The 23,998-nt window shown below is 40.4% G+C and carries 13 protein-coding genes; 5 read left to right on the forward strand and 8 right to left on the reverse strand.

Annotated elements, in window-relative coordinates; genetic code table 11:
- Window positions 1-11: 11 nt before the first annotated feature.
- The 7 genes from AC04Q1_RS07370 to AC04Q1_RS07400 all read right to left on the reverse strand — a co-directional run bounded on the left by AC04Q1_RS07370 (window position 12) and on the right by AC04Q1_RS07400 (window position 11,110).
- Window positions 12-1,205: a winged helix-turn-helix domain-containing protein gene (locus AC04Q1_RS07370; protein ID WP_478363262.1), complete on the reverse strand. Its 1,194-nt coding sequence runs from the start codon at window positions 1,203-1,205 to the stop codon at window positions 12-14.
- Window positions 1,206-1,399: 194 nt separating this feature from the next.
- Window positions 1,400-2,578: a redoxin domain-containing protein gene (locus AC04Q1_RS07375; RefSeq protein ID WP_478363264.1), complete on the reverse strand. Its 1,179-nt coding sequence runs from the start codon at window positions 2,576-2,578 to the stop codon at window positions 1,400-1,402.
- 21 nt (window positions 2,579-2,599) lie between these two features.
- On the reverse strand, window positions 2,600-3,796 hold the full coding sequence (locus tag AC04Q1_RS07380) for a TlpA disulfide reductase family protein (protein WP_478363265.1): 1,197 nt from the start codon (window positions 3,794-3,796) through the stop codon (window positions 2,600-2,602).
- 10 nt (window positions 3,797-3,806) lie between these two features.
- Window positions 3,807-5,300 carry a RagB/SusD family nutrient uptake outer membrane protein gene (locus AC04Q1_RS07385; RefSeq protein ID WP_478363267.1) on the reverse strand — a complete coding sequence of 498 codons (1,494 nt, stop codon included), beginning with the start codon at window positions 5,298-5,300 and terminating at the stop codon, window positions 3,807-3,809.
- 33 nt (window positions 5,301-5,333) lie between these two features.
- Complete coding sequence (locus AC04Q1_RS07390) at window positions 5,334-8,741, reverse strand: SusC/RagA family TonB-linked outer membrane protein (RefSeq protein ID WP_478363269.1); 3,408 nt, start codon at window positions 8,739-8,741, stop codon at window positions 5,334-5,336.
- A 292-nt stretch (window positions 8,742-9,033) separates the two neighbouring features.
- Window positions 9,034-10,173, reverse strand: coding sequence for a FecR family protein (locus AC04Q1_RS07395; RefSeq protein WP_478363270.1), 1,140 nt, complete (start codon window positions 10,171-10,173; stop codon window positions 9,034-9,036).
- 361 nt (window positions 10,174-10,534) lie between these two features.
- On the reverse strand, window positions 10,535-11,110 hold the full coding sequence (locus AC04Q1_RS07400; protein WP_478363272.1) for an RNA polymerase sigma factor: 576 nt from the start codon (window positions 11,108-11,110) through the stop codon (window positions 10,535-10,537).
- Between the two features lie 496 nt (window positions 11,111-11,606).
- On the opposite strand from AC04Q1_RS07400, the gene AC04Q1_RS07405 reads away from it, so the two are divergent.
- From AC04Q1_RS07405 to AC04Q1_RS07425, 5 genes are all read left to right on the forward strand, one after another.
- On the forward strand, window positions 11,607-12,182 hold the full coding sequence (locus tag AC04Q1_RS07405; protein ID WP_478363274.1) for an RNA polymerase sigma factor: 576 nt from the start codon (window positions 11,607-11,609) through the stop codon (window positions 12,180-12,182).
- 81 nt (window positions 12,183-12,263) lie between these two features.
- Window positions 12,264-13,409: a FecR family protein gene (locus AC04Q1_RS07410; RefSeq protein WP_478363276.1), complete on the forward strand. Its 1,146-nt coding sequence runs from the start codon at window positions 12,264-12,266 to the stop codon at window positions 13,407-13,409.
- A 123-nt stretch (window positions 13,410-13,532) separates the two neighbouring features.
- A complete protein-coding gene (locus AC04Q1_RS07415) occupies window positions 13,533-16,868 on the forward strand; it encodes a TonB-dependent receptor (protein ID WP_478363278.1) in 3,336 nt (1,111 codons plus the stop codon).
- An 11-nt stretch (window positions 16,869-16,879) separates the two neighbouring features.
- A complete protein-coding gene (locus AC04Q1_RS07420) occupies window positions 16,880-18,325 on the forward strand; it encodes a RagB/SusD family nutrient uptake outer membrane protein (protein ID WP_478363279.1) in 1,446 nt (481 codons plus the stop codon).
- A gap of 467 nt (window positions 18,326-18,792) precedes the next feature.
- On the forward strand, window positions 18,793-20,865 hold the full coding sequence (locus AC04Q1_RS07425) for a tetratricopeptide repeat-containing sensor histidine kinase (RefSeq protein WP_478363280.1): 2,073 nt from the start codon (window positions 18,793-18,795) through the stop codon (window positions 20,863-20,865).
- 62 nt (window positions 20,866-20,927) lie between these two features.
- On the opposite strand, the gene AC04Q1_RS07430 is transcribed toward AC04Q1_RS07425, so the two are convergent.
- Window positions 20,928-23,996 (reverse strand): ligand-binding sensor domain-containing protein, encoded by a 3,069-nt coding sequence (locus tag AC04Q1_RS07430; RefSeq protein ID WP_478363282.1) that lies wholly within the window; start codon window positions 23,994-23,996, stop codon window positions 20,928-20,930.
- Between the last annotated feature and the right edge of the window lie 2 nt (window positions 23,997-23,998).

Raw genomic sequence — 23,998 nt, forward strand, 5'->3', positions numbered from 1 at the left:
GATAGATAGATTTAACCAGAAAAAGCCCGACTAATCAGGTTTAGATAGACCATTTTATTGGAGCGTTTAAAAACAATGTCGTGGCACTGGTTGAATTCAACAAAATCTTTTAAAGTCTGGATGAATTTTTGGATAACCACTGGATGGATATCGATCTCCTCAAAATGGAGGTTATGTACGATCATCACCTTCTGCTTGCGGTCGGCCTTGGCATCCATTCTGGCAATAAAGGTATCGCCAGCCAATACAGGTAAGGAGAAATAACCATACTGGCGTTTCGGTGCAGGCACAAAACACTCAATCTGATAATCGAAACCAAAAAAGTCTTTTAACCGGTGGCGGAAAACGTTAAGGATATCAAAGGGTGAAAGAATAAAAACATGATCTGATATTTCAACCTGAATATCCTGGTTGGATAACATATACAGTGGCCCTTTTATCCCGTCTACGTCAATCAACTTCACCAGACCTTCCTGTAGCATTTTTTCGAGTTCGCTTTTAATCAGGTTACCTTTCACCCTTCGGCCACGCCATGCCATTTCCTTAACCGAACAGATGCCCAGTGCACCCAAAGTCCTTTGGATGATATACCTGGCAAATTCTTCGGCCGGGGGCATCGTCTGATCGGTATCCGGCGGCACGAGGTTCAGTGGCAGATCATAAGACTTATGGAATTTTTTGTCGCGGCTGATCATTAATTGCCCTTCCAGATAAAGCCTTTCCAGCGCAATCTTTGCAGGCCGCCAGTCCCACCAGCCACTACTGGCCTCTATCCTGTCGTTCTCAAAATCGCCCACCATTACGGCCCCCTCCCGTTCCACCTGATCCATAATCTGTCGCATCAGGTTCAGCTCTGGTCTGCTCATCGCTTTGCCTTGTAATCTGAAGGCCTCTTTTATGGGAAGCGAAAAACGAAAATCATGCATCGTAAGATAACCCGCATCAGATGTAAAATATTCGAAGATCCGTCCATCCTCGCAAAGCTCAGCAAGCCAGGAAATTTCATAGTCTGGCACTCTGGCAAACATCACATGGTGATGCGCCCGCTCCACTACATAATTAGTATCCAGTTGTACAAAGCCCAGGTGGTTAATGAGCTGATAAACAGCTTCGATCCCTAAACCAAACGGTGCATAAGAGGCAAGTCCGGCCGCCTCAAGGATGATTTTTCTAGCCTGGGCCTTGCTAAGGAGAATAGGTTCCATTAAACGAATTTAAATAATATTTGCTTTAAACCTGGCATGTACAGCTGGCAGATTTTAGTTTGCGCAGTACAGCAGAAGCCAAAAACGGGAAATAGTTCGCCACTCGATTTAATGAAAAAATGGAAGATTAATGCCCAAAGTGTGCATTAATCTTTCCATAAAGGCGTTAATTACAGGAAGATTTATTTGATTGATCAGCTACCAAGCAGCGCCGAAAGTTTTTCATCGATCAATTTTTCATCGTCGCTATACACCACGATTTTCCCTTCTTTATCTAACAATACATAAAATGGAATAAAATGTACCTGATACAAGCTTCCGACTCTTGCGGGCATCATTTTTTTAGGGAATTCATCTATTACCTGAAGCCAGGGCATTTGTTCTACATCCATGGCTTTAATCCAGTCGTTCCACTTGCTATCGTCGGATACACTCAAAATTTCAAAACCCTTACTGTGATATTGCGCATACACCTGTTTCCAGTGCGGAATAGCTTCCCTGCAAGGCTTGCACCAACTCGCCCAAAAATCAATCATCACATATTTTCCGCGCAGATCAGAAAGTGATACTTTAGTGCTGTCCCTTTTTAACAATGTAAAATCAGGCGCCATATTTCCTGGTAAAAGTGCTTCCCTATCTTTCAATTGTTTTGCAAGTGCCTTATAATAGTTACTGGTTTTAGCTGCTCCCTTAAATTGGTCCAAAATAGCTTTTAAAGTCGCTACAGGCATAGTTGTATTAAACCTATAATAATTGCTAAACGAATATACAGCTGATACGGCAGATGGATACTGATCAATAAATTGTTGGATCTGCTTTAACTGAGCAGCATTAATCTGTTCACTCAGTTTGCTAATGTCAGCCTTGATCAGTTCTTTTTTATCGGCACTTTTTTCGGCGGTAAATTGTTTACCCAAGGCCTCTCTTTCCGACTTTATTGCTGCAAGTGCAGGATTGTTCTCTAAGGCATCAAACTGATCCTGGCTTGTAGATCCTTTCACAATTACTTTTTTTAAACGGGCACCTTTTCCCTGCCCGTATTTGGTATAGTCGTAATGATCTGCTCCTATGGTGTCGATACTGATATTAACTGTGGTATTCTCTAAAAATAAATTGGCCGACCAGTTACCCGGTTTGATCAGCAGACCCAGCATTTCAGCATTCGTCAGTTTCCCTTTAAAAACAAACGATCCATTTGCAACATCTGCACTGTCGATATTGGTGGTGCTTCTATCTTCTTCATTATATCTGGAAAGATAAATTTTTCCACTTTTTATACCATGGACAGTGCCATTCAAGGTATATCCACTTTGTGCAGATACCCATAGTACCGAAACACTACACCAGAGTAACAAGCTTATTTTTTTTAACATGATATTCATTTTATATTCTGATTAATTAAAAATACTGGCCAGCTTTTTATCCATTTCTTCATCACTATCACCGCCGCCGCCATAGCGCCCGATAATTATCCCGTTTTTATCAATCAAAATTTTGGTCGGAAGTGAGTGGATGCCAAAACCCTCACTGGTATCTTCAGAACGGTCGTAGCCTGTTGAAGTACGTTTTAAACCACGAAGTACATGTTTCCATACCCCGATCTTGTCTTGTTCAACCGCTCTCTTCCAGGCTTGCTGCGCACTGTCGTCATCTGCAACGCCGATAATTTCTAAACCTTTATCTTTGTATTTGCTGTATAAAGAAAGTAAATGTGGATTACCTTTACGGCAAGGCACACACCAGCTCGCCCAAAAATCGAGCAGCACGTATTTCTCTCCTTTAAAATCAGCCAGGCTTAAATCTTGTCCGTTAATATCTTTTTTTGCAAAAACTGCCGCTGTACTACCTGGCGAACCCGATTGCAGGCTTTGCACCTCCTTGAGCATCTTTTTACCATAACTGCTTGCTTTTACCGAGGGGCTAAAGGCTTCATAATATTTTTTGGCATCTGCCAGTTTTAAACCAGATATTTTGAAGCTAAGCAGATAAGCCGCATAATAGGAATTAGGGTTATGACTGATAAAATCAAGATCAATCTGATCACGTTTCAAATTAAATGGTTCAAGCTGGTCTCTGATTTCGGCAGCCTTTTCCCTTAAAACATCTAATTCGGCATCTGGGCGGTTTTCTTTCTTAGCCTGTACATAGGCATCGCTTGCTTTTTGAAGTTGAACCAGAATAGGTTTGGTTTCTTCGGTTATCGGTGCTTTCTTTTGCTCCAGAAGCATGTATTCGTCGTGCGGTTTTGAACCTGTTAACTTCAAGGCTTTAAACTGTCCTTCTGTAAGCACTAATTTTAATGCTCCCGGCGCTAAAAACAAAATACCAAAATTTGGTTCCTCCATGGTTAACCTTTTAACATCACCCATAATGTAAGCCATTACAGGTTCTGTTAGGGTACCTGTAAATTCAAATTTCCCTTTTGTTATGGTGGTGCTATCTTGTACCGATTTACCATCAGGCTGGGTATACCTTAACTTTAATATTCCGGTTTCTTTGCCGTTTATCTCACCCTTAAGGGTAAATGGTTGCTGTGCTTTCAAGCTAAATGCGGCAAACACAGCTGTTACAAATAAAATATATCTTTTCATATTATTAATGTTATTGTTGGTTCTGAATGATGTTTGGATTTTCTGTTAATACGAGCTGAGAAATTCTCATGACTACTTTAGGATCGGTTGGACTAATGGTGAGTGGCGCTGAATTAAAGGAGCTGTAATTCCTCACCATTGGTAAACCATTTCTGAAATAATCGTAGCTGTTGTGCCCTTCAAAGGCAAGTTCCAATCTTCGTTCTAACAAAATAGCATCAGATAAAGCCTGTCCTGACAGGCCTGCCAATGCCGTTAATCCTGCACGGGTGTGGATCACATTTAAATCGGCAAGCGCACCGCTGGCATCCCCACTTTTTAACCTTGCCTCTGCCCTGTTGAGGTAAACTTCTGCCAACCTTAAATGATTAAAAGCAGCATATGAATAGTATACACCGTTTACACCATTAAAAAAACGGTAACTGTATTTACCGGTACTTAATACATCTGTGGTATTGCCCGGATAAAGATCTGTGAAATAAAAGCTTTTCCGCAGATCGTTTGGCGCCAGTTTACTCAATAAATCAGGAGAAGGTTTAATCTGCCCTGTAGTGTATAAATTTACATAGGTTCCCTGAGGCTGCATCAATAAGATAGGCAGGGTTGAAGTATTCGCTTCATGATTAATGGCCCAAATGGTTTCTGTATTTAACTGATTGCTTGCCGTATAATAACTGGAATAGGCCGTGCCCTGCAATAAACGATAGCCCCCATTTACAATTACCGAGTCGGCAGCCTGGGCCGATAGCTTCGCATAATTGGCATTGGGCTGATCAAAGGTTCCGCTCATATACAGATATACCCTCGAAAGCAGTGCGAACGCAGCATATTTAGAAGCAAAACTATTCACACCTTTCGTTTTAAAAGTAGCGATAGACTGATTTAAATCTGCAACAACCTGGTCATAAGAAGCCTGTACGGTTGCGCGTGAAGGGGGTGTTGCATTCAGATCAAGCGGTGAGGTAATGATTGGAAGACCAAGATTGGAAGACGGATTCTGATAATATGGCCTACCATACACACGGAGCAGGTTAAAATTGATGAAAGCTCTTAAAAAAAGGTTTTCTGCCTTTGCCTGCAAAATCACGTTATTGGTTTCGGTGGCAGGTACATTTTTCAGCACTACATTTACGCCCAATAGTGCTTTGTAAGAGGCAAACCAAAAGGCATCAGACAGGCCAAAATCTTTCGATTCGGAGTTATTGTATTTAAAGGCATCCGTATTTTGCAGATCGATCGAACTGCTTGTGGATGTTACATCGATAACCTTTACATTATTCCCACGGTATTCGCTGATATTGAACCAGGGCGTTTCGTAAGTGCTATACAAGGTAGTATAATTTCCAATGGTGGCTTTGGTATAACCATTGGGCGACGCAAACTGCTGGTCCTCAAAGTTTACATTATGTGGAGCAAGGCTATCCAGCTGTTTTTTACAGGCAGATGAAGTAATCATGATCAACAAGGCGCCTATATATCCGATATTAAATATTGTTCTTTTCATTGTGTTTTGCTTAAATTAATATGGAATCAAGAATTAAAATCCGGCGTTTAATCCAACTACAAAGCGTCGGGGCATCCCGCTGGCTATACCAGTACCGCTGTACGAATTGGATGTTCCACCTATAGTTGCTCCTTCAGGATCTGAAGCAAATAAATCTTTAGATTTGATTACAAATACATTGTCCATGCTGGCATAAATGTTAAGGGATCCCAAATGGATTTTCTTTAAAATCGTAGCCGGTATATCGTATCCCAGTCGAACATTACGCAAACGGGCGTAACTTGCATCAACATACAATAGCGACGAATTGATGTTAATGCCACCACGCTGATCAAAAGCCAGATCGTAAAAATTTGGATAGTTGGCATCGGTATCGCCAGGCCCTTGCCAAAAGCGGATGGCACTATTGGGCTGTGGTATGTTAAAACCGGCCTGCCAGGCTGTCGGACTAACAAAGCTCCTCACGGCATTATTCATGATCTTATTTCCATAAGAGAAATTGAACAATAAACTCAGATTGAAATTCTTGTACCGGAAATTATTCGTCCACCCCCCAAAAAACTTAGGCGTTGCGGAACCGATGTCCTGAAAACCACGTAAACGATCGGCTTTTACAAGCGCGATACTGTCTACAATCTGGATCTGCCCGTTAGGCATAATCCTTTCGAACTGAGGCCTGCCGTTTGCCGGGTTTACACCAACATATTTTATGGCTTTTAAGGTATTAATATCGTCGCCAACATAACGGTAATACGATCCGCTATAACCATCAATCAAAGAGTCTCCTTTAATAGAAACCAGTTTATTTTTATTAAAACTGATATTGAAATTCATGGTCCAGCTAAAATCTTTTGAGCGGATATTTTCCGTATTCAACTGTAAATCAATGCCCTTGTTCCTGATCTCCCCAACATTGCGGTATTGCGAACTAAAGCCCACATAACTCGGTAGGGCTACGTTTTGGAGCAGGTTTTTACTGTCTTTATCATAAAGATCAATGCTTAGGTTAACCCTTTTAAATAAGCCGATGTCCAATCCCAAATTGGTGGTATAGGTGGTTTCCCAGGTAATGTTATCATTACCCAGGCGATTGATTGTTGAACCTGAAGTGGTTGTGGTATTGTAAAATACTGCGTCGCTATAGGTAGTAAAATTGAGGTAATCTGCTCCTGCTTCCCTTCCTGAGGTTCCGTAAGAAGCCCTCAATTTTAAATTGCTGACTGCTTTCGCGCTCTGCATAAACTCTTCCCCACTGATTAACCAACCGCCGCTTACCGCATAAAAAGTACCGTTACGGTTATTCAGGCCGAAATTGGTAGATGCGTCTCGCCTGATAGACGCTGATGCAAAGTATTTCGATTTGTAGCTATCATTCACCTCACTAAAAACAGAAAAAGAAGCCTTATCAACAGGAGCGACAGAAGATGGGATGGCCGGTGTACCCGTGAGTTTATTGATCCAGGTGCCATAGGTTAAAAATGCACCCAGATTGCGTTCGCCGGGATATGGTGTGTTATAAGCCGATACCGACACATTTTCTGAATGTGTACGCGAATATTCCTGACCAACAATCGCAGAAAGCTGGTGACCGCCAAAGGTTTTATTGAAATTAACCAGGTTTGAGGTTAAGAAATAAGTGCCCTTGGTATCATTAAGTGTTAATGCCCCGTTAACAAAAATCCTGTTGGAAGCCGCACCGTCATATCTTCCTCTATAGGTCCTCGGGTCTTTGTAACTGTTTACACTGTTGCTGTTATAATTAATCGTGTTTGACGATTGTAGGGATAACCATGGCGTAACCGCATATTTTAAAATACCCGTCCCCATCAAATTTAAACGGTTCGTTTTTACCGTGTTGTATTCATGAGAATATAAAGGATTATCGTAATATTGGGTTAAACGTGCACCTGATGCCCTGTAGGTATAATTTGAAATAGAATCGGCCAGTGTACCATTTGCATAATTGGGTGAAACCCAGGGTTGAAAAAGATAGTACTGATTTTCGCTATTGGTTGCGGTATAATTATCCAATATCGCATTGGTGTTCAAGCTAAACGTAAGCTTATCGGTAATCTTTTGATCTACATTAACGCGGATCGATTTACGGCTTACACCATCATCCAATAATGTACCATCCTGCTTATTCCAGTTTAAGGCCGTATAAAACTTGGTTTTATCTGTTCCGCTGGAGATGGACAGATTGATGTCGCTCTGGTTGCCATCCGTAAAAAAGGCATTGTTATCCCATTCGGTGTTTACAGCTAAATCCGCGTCAGAGAAAATCCGGGTCGTGTTAAAATATTGATCGAAAGTTGGATATGTTGTTCTTAGCGACGCTGTACCATTATATAAGGCCTGCATGTATTTGGTGATGTGTGCAGTGGCCTCTGCGGTATTCATGAAACGGATGGCACGGTTGTTCTGTACTTTTCCGTAATTCGCACCAAAGTTGATTTTGGTCTTACCAACGCTTCCCCGCTTAGTTACCACTACAATTACTCCTTGCGCCGCCCTCGAGCCGTAAATCGCAGTAGAAGCCGCATCCCTTAAAATATTTACACTCTCAATATCCTGAGGATCAATAATGTCCTGAAGATTGGCGGCATTGGTAATTACACCATCAATTACGATGAGTGGTCCGTAATTGGTATTAGAGGCATCGTTAAAACTGCTTTGTCCGCGCAAAACCACCTGACCGCGATTGGCTACGCTACCACCTTGTTCTACAATGTACAAACCTGCGGCTACGCCTTTCAACATAGCCAACCCATTTACGGTAGATACCCCGTTGCGCAGTGTTTCTCCGCTGATGCTTTGTACACTTCCGGTAAGTTCTGATGCTTTCTTTTGTGTGTATCCGGTTACCACTACCTGCTCAAGATTAGAAACATCTGGCTGCATCGTAACAGCCATATTATTTCGGGCAGGTAATTCCCGGGTTACATAACCTACATAAGAAAAAATGAGTATGGCATCGGCATTTTCCACGTTAATGGCAAAAGCGCCTTCACTATCCGTATAAACAGCACGGCCACCGTTTTTAGGCTTAATGCTTACGTTACTCATCGGCGAGTCCTTTTCGTCAACCACTTTCCCCCTGATTTCAACAGCACTGATCTGGTTGATCAGCCGGTCTAAAAAACCGGGGTCTTTCTTTTTAATTACAATGGTTTTATCGCTAATGGAATATGTAAGGGCTTGCCCTTTAAAAATCTCTTCCAGTGCCACATCCAAAGTAACATTTGATAATTTTAGGCTAACATTTTTGGCTTTTGGCAATATATCATCACCATAAAGTACATCGTAACCAGAGAGTTGTTTTATTTTGTTAAGCGTTTCAATTAAGGAAACGTTTTTTTGAGAGAGAGTTATATTTTGGCCAAATGTGCTAGCACTTACCTGCATACAGATGGCTAAAACCAGAAAAGCAGTTATTTTCATAGCCATTAAAATTTTAGGGCGTAGCCAATTAAACGGCACACCTAGGTTAAAAGTAGATTTATTCATACTTTTGTAGGGTTTGGGTTTAGGTTCAAGATTGATATTCAGTCGGTCTTTTCGGGGGTTTTCCCCGTTCAGAATGGTACCCAGACATTTGCGTAGGGGTGCTAGAACACCTCTACGCTTTTATGGTACCTCCTTACATGCTGCCTCAGCGTCTTTGTCGTAGATTTTTCTTCATTCGTTTGGTTTAGTTTAGTTATTTATGGTTCTATTAATTGATCATTATAGGTTAGGCTTTTGATACGGTAATATTTTTACCACTTATCGTAAATTTCAACAGTCCGGTTTTTTCCAGTTTATCAAGCAACATGGTGATATCTGCAAAGCGCGAAACCGAGCCGCTAACTTTTACATGTTTTACATTATCCTGGTAAATTACATTTACGTTATACCATCTCGATACCTCACGCATAACCGTTTCTATATCTTCGCTATCAAAGCTGAATTTATTGTCTTTCCAGTAAATCGCTTCTTGCGGATTTACAGTTTTCACCGTAATGATGCTTTTGCTTAAAACAGCCTGTTCACCCGGAACAAGTATCTTGTTTGCATCAGCAGCAGAATGTTCGAGCAAAGACACTTTTACACGGCCTTCGAGCAGGGTTGTTTTTGTATTGGGTTCGTCGCTGTAACTGTTGATGTTGAAATGCGTACCCAGTACTTCCACCTTTTGATTAACCGTAAGTACTTCAAAAGGATGTTTCTTGTTTTTTGCCACTTCAAAATAAGCCTCGCCTTCCAGTTTAATTTTCCTCCTGGCAGTGTGGTTCAAGCCTGTTGAATAAGTAATGGACGAACTTGCATTCAAATGGACCAATGATCCATCGGGCAGTACTACACCAAATTGCTGGCCCCTGGCGGTAGTTAAGGTATTGTAAACGCCTGTATCGGCAGCATTTTCTACAATATTATAAATCAATTTCCCATCAGTAGTTTTGGTGATATTTACCCCGTGTTCGGTTATAGCGCCATTGTTTAAGCTATTGGACAAGGTAATTTTCTTACCATTAGCCAAAGTTAATGTTGCCATTTTTTCGCCTGGTTTTATGGTATGATTGCTTAAAGAAGCAATCCTGGATTGCTGGAAGTGCACCCTGTAAAATAACAGCCCCCCAAGTACCAATACGAATACCGCTGCCGCAGCCCAATACTTCAAACTCCGAGGGGATAATTTAACTTCCCTTATAACCTGTGTCTGGTCTGCGATCACATTCCACATCTCTGTTTTTGCCTGTTCGAGCTCCTCCTCTCTTAACTTTACATCTTCATCGCCGTTTAACTGATGAAACCAGTTTTCTAATATCAATATCTCTTCGCCTGAGCATTGCCCGGCTTTATATTTCGCTAATAGTTTTTCGGCATTATTCATAGGTAGTATTTAGGCGCTAATTATAACCAAGACAGTTAACTGCGGCCATACAGTGACAAGGATTTTAAATTTATTTAAGAATAAAACAAAAAAATACAAATAACTGAAAATAAAAAAACAGTCACCCTGTTTGATTCGGCATAAAAGTAAAAAATTAAGGGTTTAGACGGAGTTGGTTCGGACATCAGACGGAGCGGTGACACACAGGTTAATGATTTAATTTTGAATTGACTATACACACAAATTTGGTATTTCTGATTTGGTTGTCTTATCCTGCTATAGCTATTCACTACATCCCAATTGTGATCACAATAAGACGTTCATCATGATGGCCATATTTAAACAAAAAAGTAAGATGAGATTAATAAAAGAAGCCAACTAAAATAAAAAGCGGCCCTAATTTATCTCTCATGATTTTTAGTGCCCGTTTCATCTGGGTATTCACCGTATCCTCAGAGATATTCATCGCGGATGCGATTTCTTTATAGGTTTTATGTTCTTTACGACTTAACAGAAACACCTGCCGCATTTTAGGTGGAAGTGCGTTGATCTCTTTTTCAATCAATGCTGCAATTTCTTTCTCCCGAATGAGATAATCTGTACCAGCGTTTTGAGTGCCTAAGAAATCGTTTAAAGAATCAATATATTTTTGTTCGATCTGCTGGTGCGCAAATATATTCAAGGCCCTGTTGCGAACAGATTGATAAAGGTATCCGGCTAAAGAAGTATCTACCGATAGTTGCTCATGGCGGTTCCATAGTTGTATAAAAACTTCTTGAACCACATCTTTCGCTTCTTCCTTATTTCGAAGCTTTTTAAATGCATATATATACAACAAGCTATTATAACGTGTATAAATTTCGATATAGGCCTGGCGATCTCCTTCTTTTAGAAGCGAACAAAGCGCCTGATCACTATAATCGCTATATACATCCATATTTCTCTTTCAAATTTATGTCTTAGAAACCACGAATACAATAAAAAATAGGAAAACCTTAAAAAAACAGGGCACAAATTACAAAATGGAAATTTTACGGATGCTGAGATATCCCAGTTGCAAAGGAATAACGGTTAGCAAGAGATATTTCTTCAATTATTCAGTTGATTAGTGTGAATCAAAATAATAATATACATAGACATAATTTATTCATTTAACCATTCGGTGCATTTAAACCATAATAAATTTTGATTTCAACAATTATATTTTAAGCTTTACATATTGATTCAATCGTTCAAACGATTACCATGTTTCATTAATCTATTATGGTGTGCCTGTTTAAGAAATAGTATTCCCTAAAATCTATTTCCATTTAATAGAAAACACAAGTATAAATCATCCCATTTTTTTGCGATCAGGTAAAATTCGCCGGTTTAATACCGCTGCAAATATTCCTGATATATCTTTTTTGTATGAAAAATTAGGGAGTAAAAATATGAATAAAGATCATCAGCTTTTAGATTCAGAGTTGGTTATGCGTTTGAAAAAGGGAAGTCATGATGCTTTTAATCAACTTTACAAAAGGTTTTTTAAATCGCTCTATGTCCATGCTTTTAAAAGACTTGGGAATGGTGAAGATGCTATTGATATCGTTCAGGACTTATTTGAATTTCTTTGGTCGAATAGATACGAGCTCGAAATCGCAAATCTTTCCGCTTACCTATACGCTGCCGTTCGCAATCGGATATTCACTTTTCAGCTGCGTTCAGACCGTAAAAATAATTACCTCAATTCTTTAAAAGCGTTTATCGATAAAGGTGAATTTGTGACTGATGCCCATGTTCGTGAGCGGGAATTAACATGCTTGATTGAAAGAGAAATTTCTGCACTTCCGCCCCAAATGAAAAAGGTTTTTACGATGAGCCGGACAGAAGGCCTAAGTCATAAAGATATCGCCGAAAGCCTGGGTACATCCGAACACACCGTACGTACCCATATCAAAAGAACCTTGAAAATTCTACGTGCCCGCATCGGGATCATGGCATATCTGATTTTGATCATGCGTTACTAAAACAAATTATTTTTTACCTGTAGTACCCTATCGAATGGATTGGATAGTCTTATCTGATATAGGGGCCAATGATTTTTATTTATGGAAAAGCCGGAAACTGAAAAATTAATTAAAAAATACCTGGATGGGCATGCCAGCCAGGAAGAATGTGCAATGGTGGAGAGCTGGTATTTAAATACCACCGGGGAAGGACAAGGGCCTGACACGTCGATGGTGCTTGCCGCCGAAAATAAAGTACGGAAACGGCTTTCCTTTAATCAGAAATACAGAAGGACCAGAAGGCTTTTGCTGACTAATGTCGCGGCAATATTGCTGATTATGCTATTTGGCATTTACGACTATCCCAATGATCCGAAAGAAAAAGAGACTCCTGCACCTAAAAAAACGGCGATTCTATCTCGCCAGATAAAACCAGGCACCAATAAAGCGACACTCATTCTCTCCGATGGGAAAAGCATAGTTTTAACCGATGCGATTAAGGGTAAAATCGCGAGCCAAACAGGAGTAAGCATCTCTAAAAGCGTCACTGGTCAATTGATTTATGACGTTATTCCTTCATCGGAACACCGTAAAGCAGAAAAAGCTACTGAACTAAAGTATAATACCATCCTAACCCCTCCTGGCGGGCAATATCAGGTGAATTTATCTGACGGAACCAGGGTTTGGCTTAATGCTTCCTCATCCTTAAAATTTCCGGTTCAGTTTACCAGTGAAGAACGTTGCGTCGAATTAACCGGTGAAGCTTATTTTGAGGTAACAAAAGATCAGTCTAAACCTTTTAAAGTAATTACAGCCGCACAGGACATCACGGTTTTTGGGACTCATTTTAATGTAAACGCTTATGTTGAAGAGGACAAAACGAAGACAACCCTGTTGTCAGGAAGTGTAAAAGTTACGGCTAAAAATAAGAGCGTTTTGTTTCTGAAACCAGGCGAACAATCCATTCTTGCAGGAAATAATTTAAAAGCCAAACCAGTAGACGTTTCAACGGCGATTGGCTGGAAAAATGGGCTTTTCGTTTTCGATAATGAAAAAATCGCCCCCATCATGCGAAGGATCAGTCGCTGGTATAACGTAGACATTGTGTATCAGGGAAAGATCTCTGATGAAAAGTTCATGGGAAGCATTTCCAGGTATCAGGATATACATGATGTTTTAGAAATGCTGGAATTAACTGATCTGGTACATTTCAAAATTGAAGAAAGGAGGATTATCGTTATGCCTTAAATCTACACGTCTGATCAAATCAATACCAATCGGGAATGTTGATGTCGCACCCGATCGGTATCGAGGTTGATCATTGGATTAATTAAAATAAACAACCCATTACAAAAACCAAAACAACCAAATATGAAATTCAATAGGACTTTTTGGAGACCTGGTGTCTCCAGAAATAGAATAATGCTGGTGATGAAACTTACCCTTATTTTTCTAATTACAGCATTTCTACAGGTTAAAGCGGCAGTAAATGCCCAAATGTTAACCATACAGGAAAATAATATCTCTTTGGGCAGGATATTTACAGAAATACATAAACAAACAGGTTATACCTTCCTGTATACTGAAGAGATGTTAGCCGAATCAAAAAACATCAACGTTAAATTTAAAAATACGCCGTTAAAAAAAGTATTGGAATTCGTGTTTTCCGATCAGCCTTTAACCTATATTATAAAAGATGAAGTCATCATTATCAAAAGGAAAAGCGAGCCAATAAAAACGATTTTATCTATTCCCCCTGCCGACGTAAAGGGCAAAATCCTCGATGAAATGGGAATGGGCATGCTGGGTGTAACCATAAAAATCAAGAATACCAATGTTGTAGCCACTTCAGGAAACAATGGAGAATTTACCCTTAAAGATGTACCTGAAAACGCTGTTTTAATTGTTTCTTATGTAGGTTATGCTACCCAGGAAATCAAAGCTGACACACAAGCAGAGATGACGATTAAACTCAGCTTAAAACTGGATGAATTGAGTGAGGTCCTCGTTGTAGGTTATGGCACCACCAGACGCGAGGATTTAACAGGTTCGGTGGCCACCATTGGAAAAAAAGAATTAAAAAACGTACCCATTACACGTGTAGATCAGATGTTGCAGGGCAAGGCAGCAGGTGTTCAGGTAACTTCTATAAGCGGAGCTCCGGGTGCTGGTTCTTCTATCAGAATCAGAGGGGGCAACTCCATCACGGCAGGCAACGAGCCTTTATATGTAATTGATGGGCTGATTGGCGGAGGCGATATCAATCTGATCAATCCTGAAGACATCGAATCGATGGTGGTACTAAAAGATGCTTCGTCAACAGCCATATATGGTGCCAGAGGGGCCAATGGTGTAATTTTGATTACCACTAAAAAGGGTACTGTAGGCCAGGACAATATCAATTTCGATGCCTACACGGGTTGGCAAAAAATACCTAAACTGATCCCAATGCTTAATGCCAGCCAATTTGCGCAAATGGCCAATGAAAGTGCAATTGATGAAGGGCAGCCAGCTCCCTATGCAGATCCGCAATCGCTCGGCGAGGGTACCAACTGGCAAAAAGAAATCAGCCGGGTAGCACCGATGCAAAATATAACGCTAAGTGCGTCGGGAGGTAAAAATGATTACAACTATTTTTTATCAGGGAATTATAACAAACAGGATGGAGTAATTATCAATTCGGGTTTTAAACGCTATCAGTTCAGGTCTAACCTGAATAAAACCATCAAAGAAAATATAAAGATCGGTGCCATTTTGAATGTAGGAAGGGCAGAAACCAATAACAATACCGTGTCTTTAGGGGGATTGGATTATTACCAATCGGCTTTGGCCTATGTACCTACCGCCACGGTTTATAACGCTGATGGTTCCTTTAACAGTAAAAGGCCATTTGACCCACAGGTTTACGATAACCCTGTGGCACAGGGCACTTTGCCAACCAATAAAACCATTAGCACCAATATGATCGGCAATTTATTTGCAGAGTGGGAAATTATTAAAGGTCTGAAATTCAAATCAACCTTTGGCTCTGAATTCAACTTTAACAAAAGAAATATTTATAATCCGGGCGCATTACCTTCCAGAATGAACGCGAAGAGCGGTGGTGCCGCAGATGTAGCTACCGAAAATTCAGTGATGTGGCTGAGCGAAAATACCTTAAGTTATAATAAGGATATTACCAACGATCACCATATAGATGCTGTTATCGGGACTTCCTATCAAACCGGAAATACAGAAAGACTACGTGCCAGTGCAGACCTATATGCTACTGATGCTTTTTTATACAACAACTTGGGTGCAACAGACCAAAAGAAATTTAACATCACATCTGGATACGATAAGTATACCATTATTTCTTATCTAGCCCGTTTAAACTACAGCTATAAAAGCAAATATTTATTAACCTTAACCGGAAGATTAGATGGTTCTTCCCGATTCGCCGAAAACCATAAAAATGCCTTCTTCCCTGCGGTGGCGGTGGCCTGGAAGGCTTCTGACGAAGAGTTTGTGAAAAATATGAATGTATTTGACAACCTGAAATTCAGGGCAAGTTTTGGCTATAATGGCAATCAGGCCATCGGGATTTATTCATCGCTTCCCTCATTAAGAACTCAGTCGGGCTTTTTAATCGGTGAGGCTAAAATTTTGGGTTACACCTCCGACAATTTACCTAACCCTGATCTAAAATGGGAAACTACACGCCAGTTTGATTTAGGTATGGAATTTGGAATCTTGAAAAACAGGATTAACGTAGAAGTGGATTATTATTCCAAAAGAACCAAAGACCTGTTGTTGAGCGAACAATTGCCTACTCAAACAGGCTTTTCTTCAAAAATCAGTAACATTGGCTCGGTTTCAAATAAAGGCTTAGAAGTGCTGATTAATACCCGGAATATCATCACCAAAGATTTTACCTGGGAAACCACCCTTAATATATCAGGCAACAGAAACAAAGTTATTGATTTAGGAGGTGTAACTGGTTTTGATCTTGCTGCTACTGGTTTTGGAGGCTACTCTACCATTAGCAGGCTTGTTGTAGGTCAACCTGTTGGTACTTTCTGGGGCGCAACTTACACCGGAACCCAAAAAACAACAACGATACCCGCAGGCTCGGTAAACCCACGGGCAACACCCCGTTTGGGTGATCCCTTATACAAGGACTTTGACGGCGATAATAAATTTACTCCAGCGGATTTTGGAATAATCGGCGATGCGAACCCTAAATTTTATGGCGGCCTGGGTAATACTTTTACCTATAAAAAACTCTCTTTGAATGTGTTTTTACAGGGTTCTTTTGGTAATGATGTGATGAATATATCAGACGCTTTTTACAATACGGGATCACCATTAACCAATCAATTTGCTTCTATTGCCGACAGATGGACACCTGGCAATCCTAATTCTGATATTCCACGGGTAAACTCCAGGGATTATATAACCTCTACCCGATGGGTATATGATGGTTCATTTTTGCGGTTAAAAACATTATCCTTAAGTTATGCGCTCAGTGGAAAAGATATGGGTATTAGCTGGATAAAAAGACTGAATGTTTTCGCTACAGGAACCAACCTGTTTCTGATTACAAAATATCCCTATTACGAACCGGAGACCAATGCATACGGAAGCGACTCTGTTTTAAGGGGTTTCGACTCTACCAATTATCCACAGAACAGAACACTCGCGTTAGGTTTCAATTTAACCCTTTAACTGTAATTACGATGAAAAAGCATTTATATATAATTGTATTACTTGGCACAATGATTTTACTTGGCGCATGCCAAAAAGCATTGATAGAAGAGCCCAAAAGTTTTTTAAGTCCCGAACAGTTTTTTAAAAGCGATGAGGATGCCAAACAGGCCGTAAACGGGGCTTATTTTTGGCTGGTGGGTTCTCACCCCCAAAGGTTATTTCAGCAGGAACTTTGGTCGTACCTGGATGAAGAGTGTGACAATATTCTCGGCAAAACGGTTAGGGGCGCACTAAATATCAGCCCGATAAATCCTGGCGACTATACCCAAACCATGTGGAACGGCTGTTACAGAGGCGTTTATACGACTTCGCAAGTGATTGATAGGGTTACCAAATCTGGCAGTAGCACTATTAAAGACAGATCGGTTGCGGAAGCCCGGTTTTTAAGGGCCTTATATTATTATTATTTAACCGGTATTTTTAGGGATGTACCCTTGATCACCGAAAAGAATTATTTGGCTATTGAAGAAAACAGAAAGTTGCCGAGAACACCCGCCGCTGATGTACGCAAACTGATGATTGAAGATTTAAATGCCGCTATTGCTGTATTGCCTTTGAAATATTCAGATGCAGGGGATAAAGGCAGAGCCACAAAAGGCGCAGCACAAGCATTGCTTACCAAGGTATATTTATGGAACAAAGACTGGAAAAACGCGGTAGCCACAGCTAAGGCCGTACAAGGTTACCGTTTGCTTGATAATTATGCAGATGTATTTAAAAGCGATAACGAATTCAATGATGAATCTATTTTTGAAATAGATTTTAAAACAGATTTATTGAATAGCTATCAGCATGCATTCTACTCGCCCAATAGCACTGTAAATGTTGAGCCTTTTAAATCTAAACCATGGTATGGCGGTTATGTTCCTTTTAAAGCCTATGCCAATAGCTTTGAAGCTAACGATGCCAGAAAAGAATCTATTATAGCCACGGGTTATAATGGCCAGGCTTTTGCGCCCGAAACCATTTATAATACCGACGTTTGGTTTGGCCCAAAATGGTGGCGGCTGGATGCAGGAGAACGCAATAGTGGTTTAGACATTTATGTTTTCAGATATGCTGATGTTTTATTAATGCTTGCAGAAGCGGCGAATGAAGACAATGATATCACCACAGCCCTTAACGCCATCAATCAGGTAAGGGTGCGTGCAAAACTTGCACCTCTGGCTGGACTTACTCAGGATGCATTGAGAACGGCCATACGTAAAGAGCGTTCCATCGAACTGGTTGGAGAAGGACACCGCAAATTTGATTTGGTGAGATGGGGCATTTGGTTTGAAACCGCCAAAGCAGCAATGGCTACAGAAGCACCCCTAAGGGCAAATTCATTGCAAAAAAAATATGAATATGCACCAATCCCTGCAGCAGAGGTTCAAAAGGACCCTGCCCTTAGCCCTCAAAATGAAGGCTACTAATTATTTTAAGGTATCTTGTTTTTACAGGATACCTTAAATCATTTTTATTAAAAATTGCCTCTCATAGTTGTTATTAAAAACCAATCTACAGGTTATCTGATATGCAAAACTTAAATGATTAGGGATGTTATTGCTGTGTCCTATTTCGAAAGGATATGATGGCTGGCAGCACCAATTGAATAGCAAATAAATATGATAAAACATTATTGGGCTATATCGATAGATTGTGGCAAGCATTTTGCTATTCAACAAACAGGGTTACAATAAGATAAGAGATTTGCTCATCTGATTCACCCCTTAAATACCAAACAAAATTAACAAAACAGGTGGAAAAACTAAGGTTTATTGGCTATTACAAAATGCAGCAGGTTTTATAAAAACTACTGCCATATGCGCTTAAATAACATCAGGTTATTTTTTCTCGACCAAAATGATATAATAATGTACCTAACCAATTTCTAGGAAAGATGCTCACTAGCTGTTCTCTATATAGCATATATATTTGGATAAGAAAATATCCTGTTTGGCTATTTGTGCTGCTATTGGTAATATCCTGTAGTAATCCGCCACCTAAAAAAGTTGACCCGGGGCTTTCCGCGGAAGTAAAACAGATTTTAAAAAAAGCAGATACATTGGCTTACTATGGCCGGGGAAAAGAATCTATGGCTTATCTTGATTCTACATACCGCAACTTGAAAAACCCTAGTGTAAAGGAGCTTTACGAAAAATATAATAACTACACCACTTTTTATCTTTTAGCGGATAAAGATGTAATTAAAACAAATCTGTTTGCCGATAGTATGCTGATCGTACTAAAAGGCTGGGAAAAACAATACGGATTGGAATATGCAAATGCGCTCTTCGCCAAAGGAGATGCCATATTATTTGGAAATGGGTACAATAAAGCTTTCAAATATTATTATGACGCAGAGCATTTTGCCTTTGAAAATTTACCAAAATGCGAATCTTATGGTTTTACCTATAGGCTCGGACTGGTCAGATATAAACAGGAACGGTATCAGGAAGCGATCTCTTATATCAAAAAGGCATATGCTGAAGGAAATAACTGCGATGACGAGAAAACTTTAGACGACATGTACCGTTCACGGCGCGACTTCCTCAATACCTTGGGGATCTGTTTTGAACGCCTGGGCAAACTCGACAGTGCACTATATTATTACGATAAGGAACTCAGATTTATGGACCGGTACCACCCAACCAGTCATACCAGAAAAGACTTTATAGAAGCAGCAGGTGGAGTAGTATACGGCAATATGGGCGGGGTATATATGAAGTTAGGGCAATACGGCAAGGCGGAAGCGTACCTAAAAAAAAGTATCGCGATAAACGATCGCCCTCATTTTGCCCGGGAAGACGCACAGACCGCAAAGCTAAAACTGGCCGATCTTTATTTTCAGACAGCGAGATTTGAGGAAGTTGGTAAACTATTAGAAGAACTACAACTGGTACTTGATAAGAGAAAAAAAAGCAAAGAAATGTTGCCCGAAACAGAGCTAAAGTTATACAAACTGCAATTGAAATATTTTGAGCACATGGGTAACGATGCAGAGGCTTATCACCATATACAGCTTTATTATAATTTGCGTGATTCATTGCATAAAGTGACCCACAACCTAAAGATCGCAGATATTGATCTGGTTTTTAAAACCAATGAACAGCAATTCAGACTTGATCTGCTGCGCAAAGAAAATGAAGTAAAAAAAATCTATCTGATTGCCTTCATTATTTTCTCATTAATGACAACCGTTACGCTTTTCGTACTCTGGCAGAGCAGAAAGAAATTAAAGGCACTAAATGCAAAAATCATAGGTCAGAATGCTGATATGCAGCGGGTATTGACCGCACTCGAGCAAAGTCAGGATGAAAATACCCGCATGATGAAAATTGTAGCCCATGATCTTCGGAGTCCGATAGCGGCAGGCATCAGTATTGCAAGGGTGCTAAAAACTACCGATCTGCCAACTGAAGACCGCGAGATGCTCGATCTTTTGGAAACATCAAGCCTTCATTCACTGGAAATGATAAAAGACCTGCTGAATGTGAATATAAGTTCGGAAGGGTTGAACAAAGAACCTATCGAACTGCATACCCTTGTACGCTATTGTGTTAACCTGTTGAACTTTAAAGCAAATGAGAAGTTGCAGCAACTGAAATTTTCCCCCCTCCAAGCGATCGTTCAGGCAAACAGGGAAAAAATCTGGCGTGTAGTGAGTAACCTTATTGTGAATGCAATCAAATTCAGCCCCAAAGGTGCCGTGATCAAAATTTCGATGTTTAAAGCCGATGGAGATATCGTGATTAAGATACAGGATCAGGGTATCGGAATCCCGGTAGACCTTCAGGAAAAGATATTCAATATTTTCACCGATGCCAAACGGAAAGGAACCTCAGGCGAACATTCTTATGGTTTGGGCCTGGCGATATCCAAACAAATTATAGAAGCACATGGTGGAAAGATATGGCTTGAAAGTACAGTTGACCAGGGAAGTATTTTCTTTGTCTCATTGCCTTTAAGCTAAGATTTTACGGATATAAAACAGCCATGTTATGCCTGAATTCAGAAACAACCAGTCATAATTTTTTATTCGGTCTTAATAATCGGCAAACAGACGGTGGTTATTGTACCCCGATCATTTTTACCCAAACGGATATCGAAACTGGCCTTAAAACCATCGTTTTGCCTGTTGATCATGTCTACCCTTTCCAATATAGATTTAAGCCCCATTGATTTCTCCTTTATACCTTTTGGCAGCTGCGGTTTGGTATTTTTCCGATAGCCCACTCCATTATCGGTAACCGTGATATACATATGGTCTGATTTAAGATTTAGGGCCACATCCAAATGGGCATCGCTTTGTGGCGACTCGATCAATCCATGTAATATGGCATTTTCGATTAATGGCTGTATCAGCATTGGTGGCAGTAATAATTCTTTAAGGTCCAGGTTTCCATCAACTTTAAAAGTATAGCTGAAAGCATGGTCGTAACGCATGGCCTCTAACTCGGTATAAAGTTTAATGGCTTTCCATTCCCGATCAGCGGTAACCAGGCTTTTAGTCGAATTCTCCAGGATCAAGCGGCTTAAGGCCGCAAATTTCTGGATCAACCGGGAGGCCACCTTTTTATCATTATCCATGATATACGATTCGATAGAATTTAATACATTAAAGATAAAATGTGGATTCATTTGAGAGCGTATGGCTTTCAGCTCACTTTCAGAAAGCCTTTGCTTAAACAGAAACTGCCCACGTATAAAAGCGATCCTTCTCCTCCAAATGAAAAAAACCAACAATCCTATCAACAAGATACAAACAGCCACAAAGTAATGGGTTTCGTACCAATACGGCAAAACGGTAATGAGCAAACGTTCTTCCGGGCTAAACACTTCATCGTTGTTGCTGCCTTTAATATAAAGTTCGTATCGGCCGTTGCGCGGGCTGCCCAGCGCGATATCGCCGTTTTTAACTTCCTGCCAGTGGGCCTTTTTGCCTACTTTATAAAAATACCTGTTTTCTTGTGGCGCCGTGTAATTGGTAAGTGCAAAATGGATATTTATAATTTTTGTTCCTGCTTTAAGCACAATGCCTTGCCTTTCGGGAATGATCGCAGTACCGTCGGCACTTACATCCATAAAAATTACCTTTGGTACCGAGAGATTTGTTTTGATGTGATAGGGATTAAATCTGGTAACATAGCCACTGTAACTGAGCAGAAAATTATTGGATCGATCGATCTCAAAAAAACCATGTCCCTCATACTGAAAGGGAAGACCGTTATTAATATTAAAAAAAGTAAATCTCTTTTTTCTGTCGTACCTGATAATTCCCTGCTGGGAGGGAATCCATAAATTCCCAAGGGTATCTATCAATATTCTTTTCAGGTAGTTTTCTGGTAATCCAGATTTATGGTCTATTAATAACCCCGTTCCCTTGGTCTTATCTATTTTAACCAGCCCCACGTCAGAAGCAGCCCATATGGTTTGTTCCCTATCTTCTGTGAGATCGGTTACCCAACTGATATTACATACTTTTCCATCAATCCCCTTCACTACAATTTTGCGAAAAGCATCTTTTGAAGGGATATAACGGCTAATGCCCCTGGTGGCCCCAATCCAGAAATCACCTTCTTTATCCATCAAGCCCGAATAAACCACACCATCTATATTTTTATCGTCTGGCTTATATTGTTTAACGAACATTCCTTTAACCGGGTTAAAGAGATAAAGTCCATTTTGCCTGGCCCGGATCCAAAACAGGCCATCTTTTCTTTTGTACACTTTTGATACGGCCAGGTTCTCTTTGATGCTCAAATCTACTGGTGGAAAATAAAGCTTGTAACGGTTCCCTGCCTGCTTTACCAAACCCGAATCCGTACTGAACCAAAGATTGTTTTGTTCGTCTTTATAAATACTGTTAATGGATTTGCTAAGCTTGCTCTGTGAAATTGCCGGCATTTGTAAAATATGCGACTGGAACTGCCAGTTTTTATCAAATACATACACCCCTTTGGCATAATAGCCGGTTACATAAAATTTATCGCTGGTTTCGAGCATATTATTGGGTAAACCGAAAAGCTTGGGATTATTGAGCTTCAGTTGCTGGTACAGGGGAATATTTTCAAAATTCTGCAGGTTTGGATCCAGTATACTGATACCGTTGTCTGTTGATAGCCAAAGGCGGTTCTGCCGGTCTTTGTTGATGTGATAAATGTTAAATGCGTTTAAAGAAGAAGGATTTAGAACATCCGAAACATATTCCTTAATGCGATTGCTTTTGCTGTCTTTGAGCACCAGACCTCCCTCAGCGGCCATGCAAAGCCAATTGCGTTGTTCATTGTCTGTCCATTCGATAATATCGTAAATATTTACATCTACAAGTTTCGAAAAATCAGTTTGTATAGGCTGGTAATCCCTACGTTGCAGATCAAAGCTTTTTATTCCGTTTTTGATCTGGCCAATGTAAACCTTGCCGTTGCGAGCCTGAAAAAAACAGAGGTTATCATTACCTTTTTGCGTACCGCTAGGTACTAATTTTTGCTGTTTTTCGTCTATCAGGTACAATCCGGTACTGCCAACTGCCCAAAGCCGGTGCAGGTTGTCTTCACGAATTTGCCTGAACGAATTTTGTATCCCTTCAACCTTTTGCAACGAGTAAGTGGTGAATTTATTTTTCTGATAATTGAACAATTGTATAGCACCTTCCATAGCCAGCCACAACCTGCCCCTGCTATCAACAAAAGGCATACAGTTCCAGTTGCTGGCCAAACTATTTCTATTTTTCGCATTGTGAAAAAAATTCACTGCTTTTCCGGTGCCTGGATTAAACCTCGACAGGCCATTTAATGTACCCAGCCATAGCTGCTGCTCATGGTCGGCCACAATAGACACCACAACATCACTGCTAATGGAAGTGCTATCGGTATCGCTGTGCTTAAATTCTCTAATGCCGGTGCCATCATAACGGTTCAGCCCTTTGCTGGTGGCAATCCAGATAATCCCGTTCTGGTCTTCGTAGGTACACTTTACCGCATTGGTACTTAGGCCGTCTTTCACGGTAAGCTGATTGAACCTGAGGTTGGGAAACGATTGCGCGATGGCCGAAAAACGACAAAAGATAAAACACAGCAGACATAAGCTAATTCGCGATTTCATTA

The organism is Pedobacter humicola, from assembly GCF_056490705.1.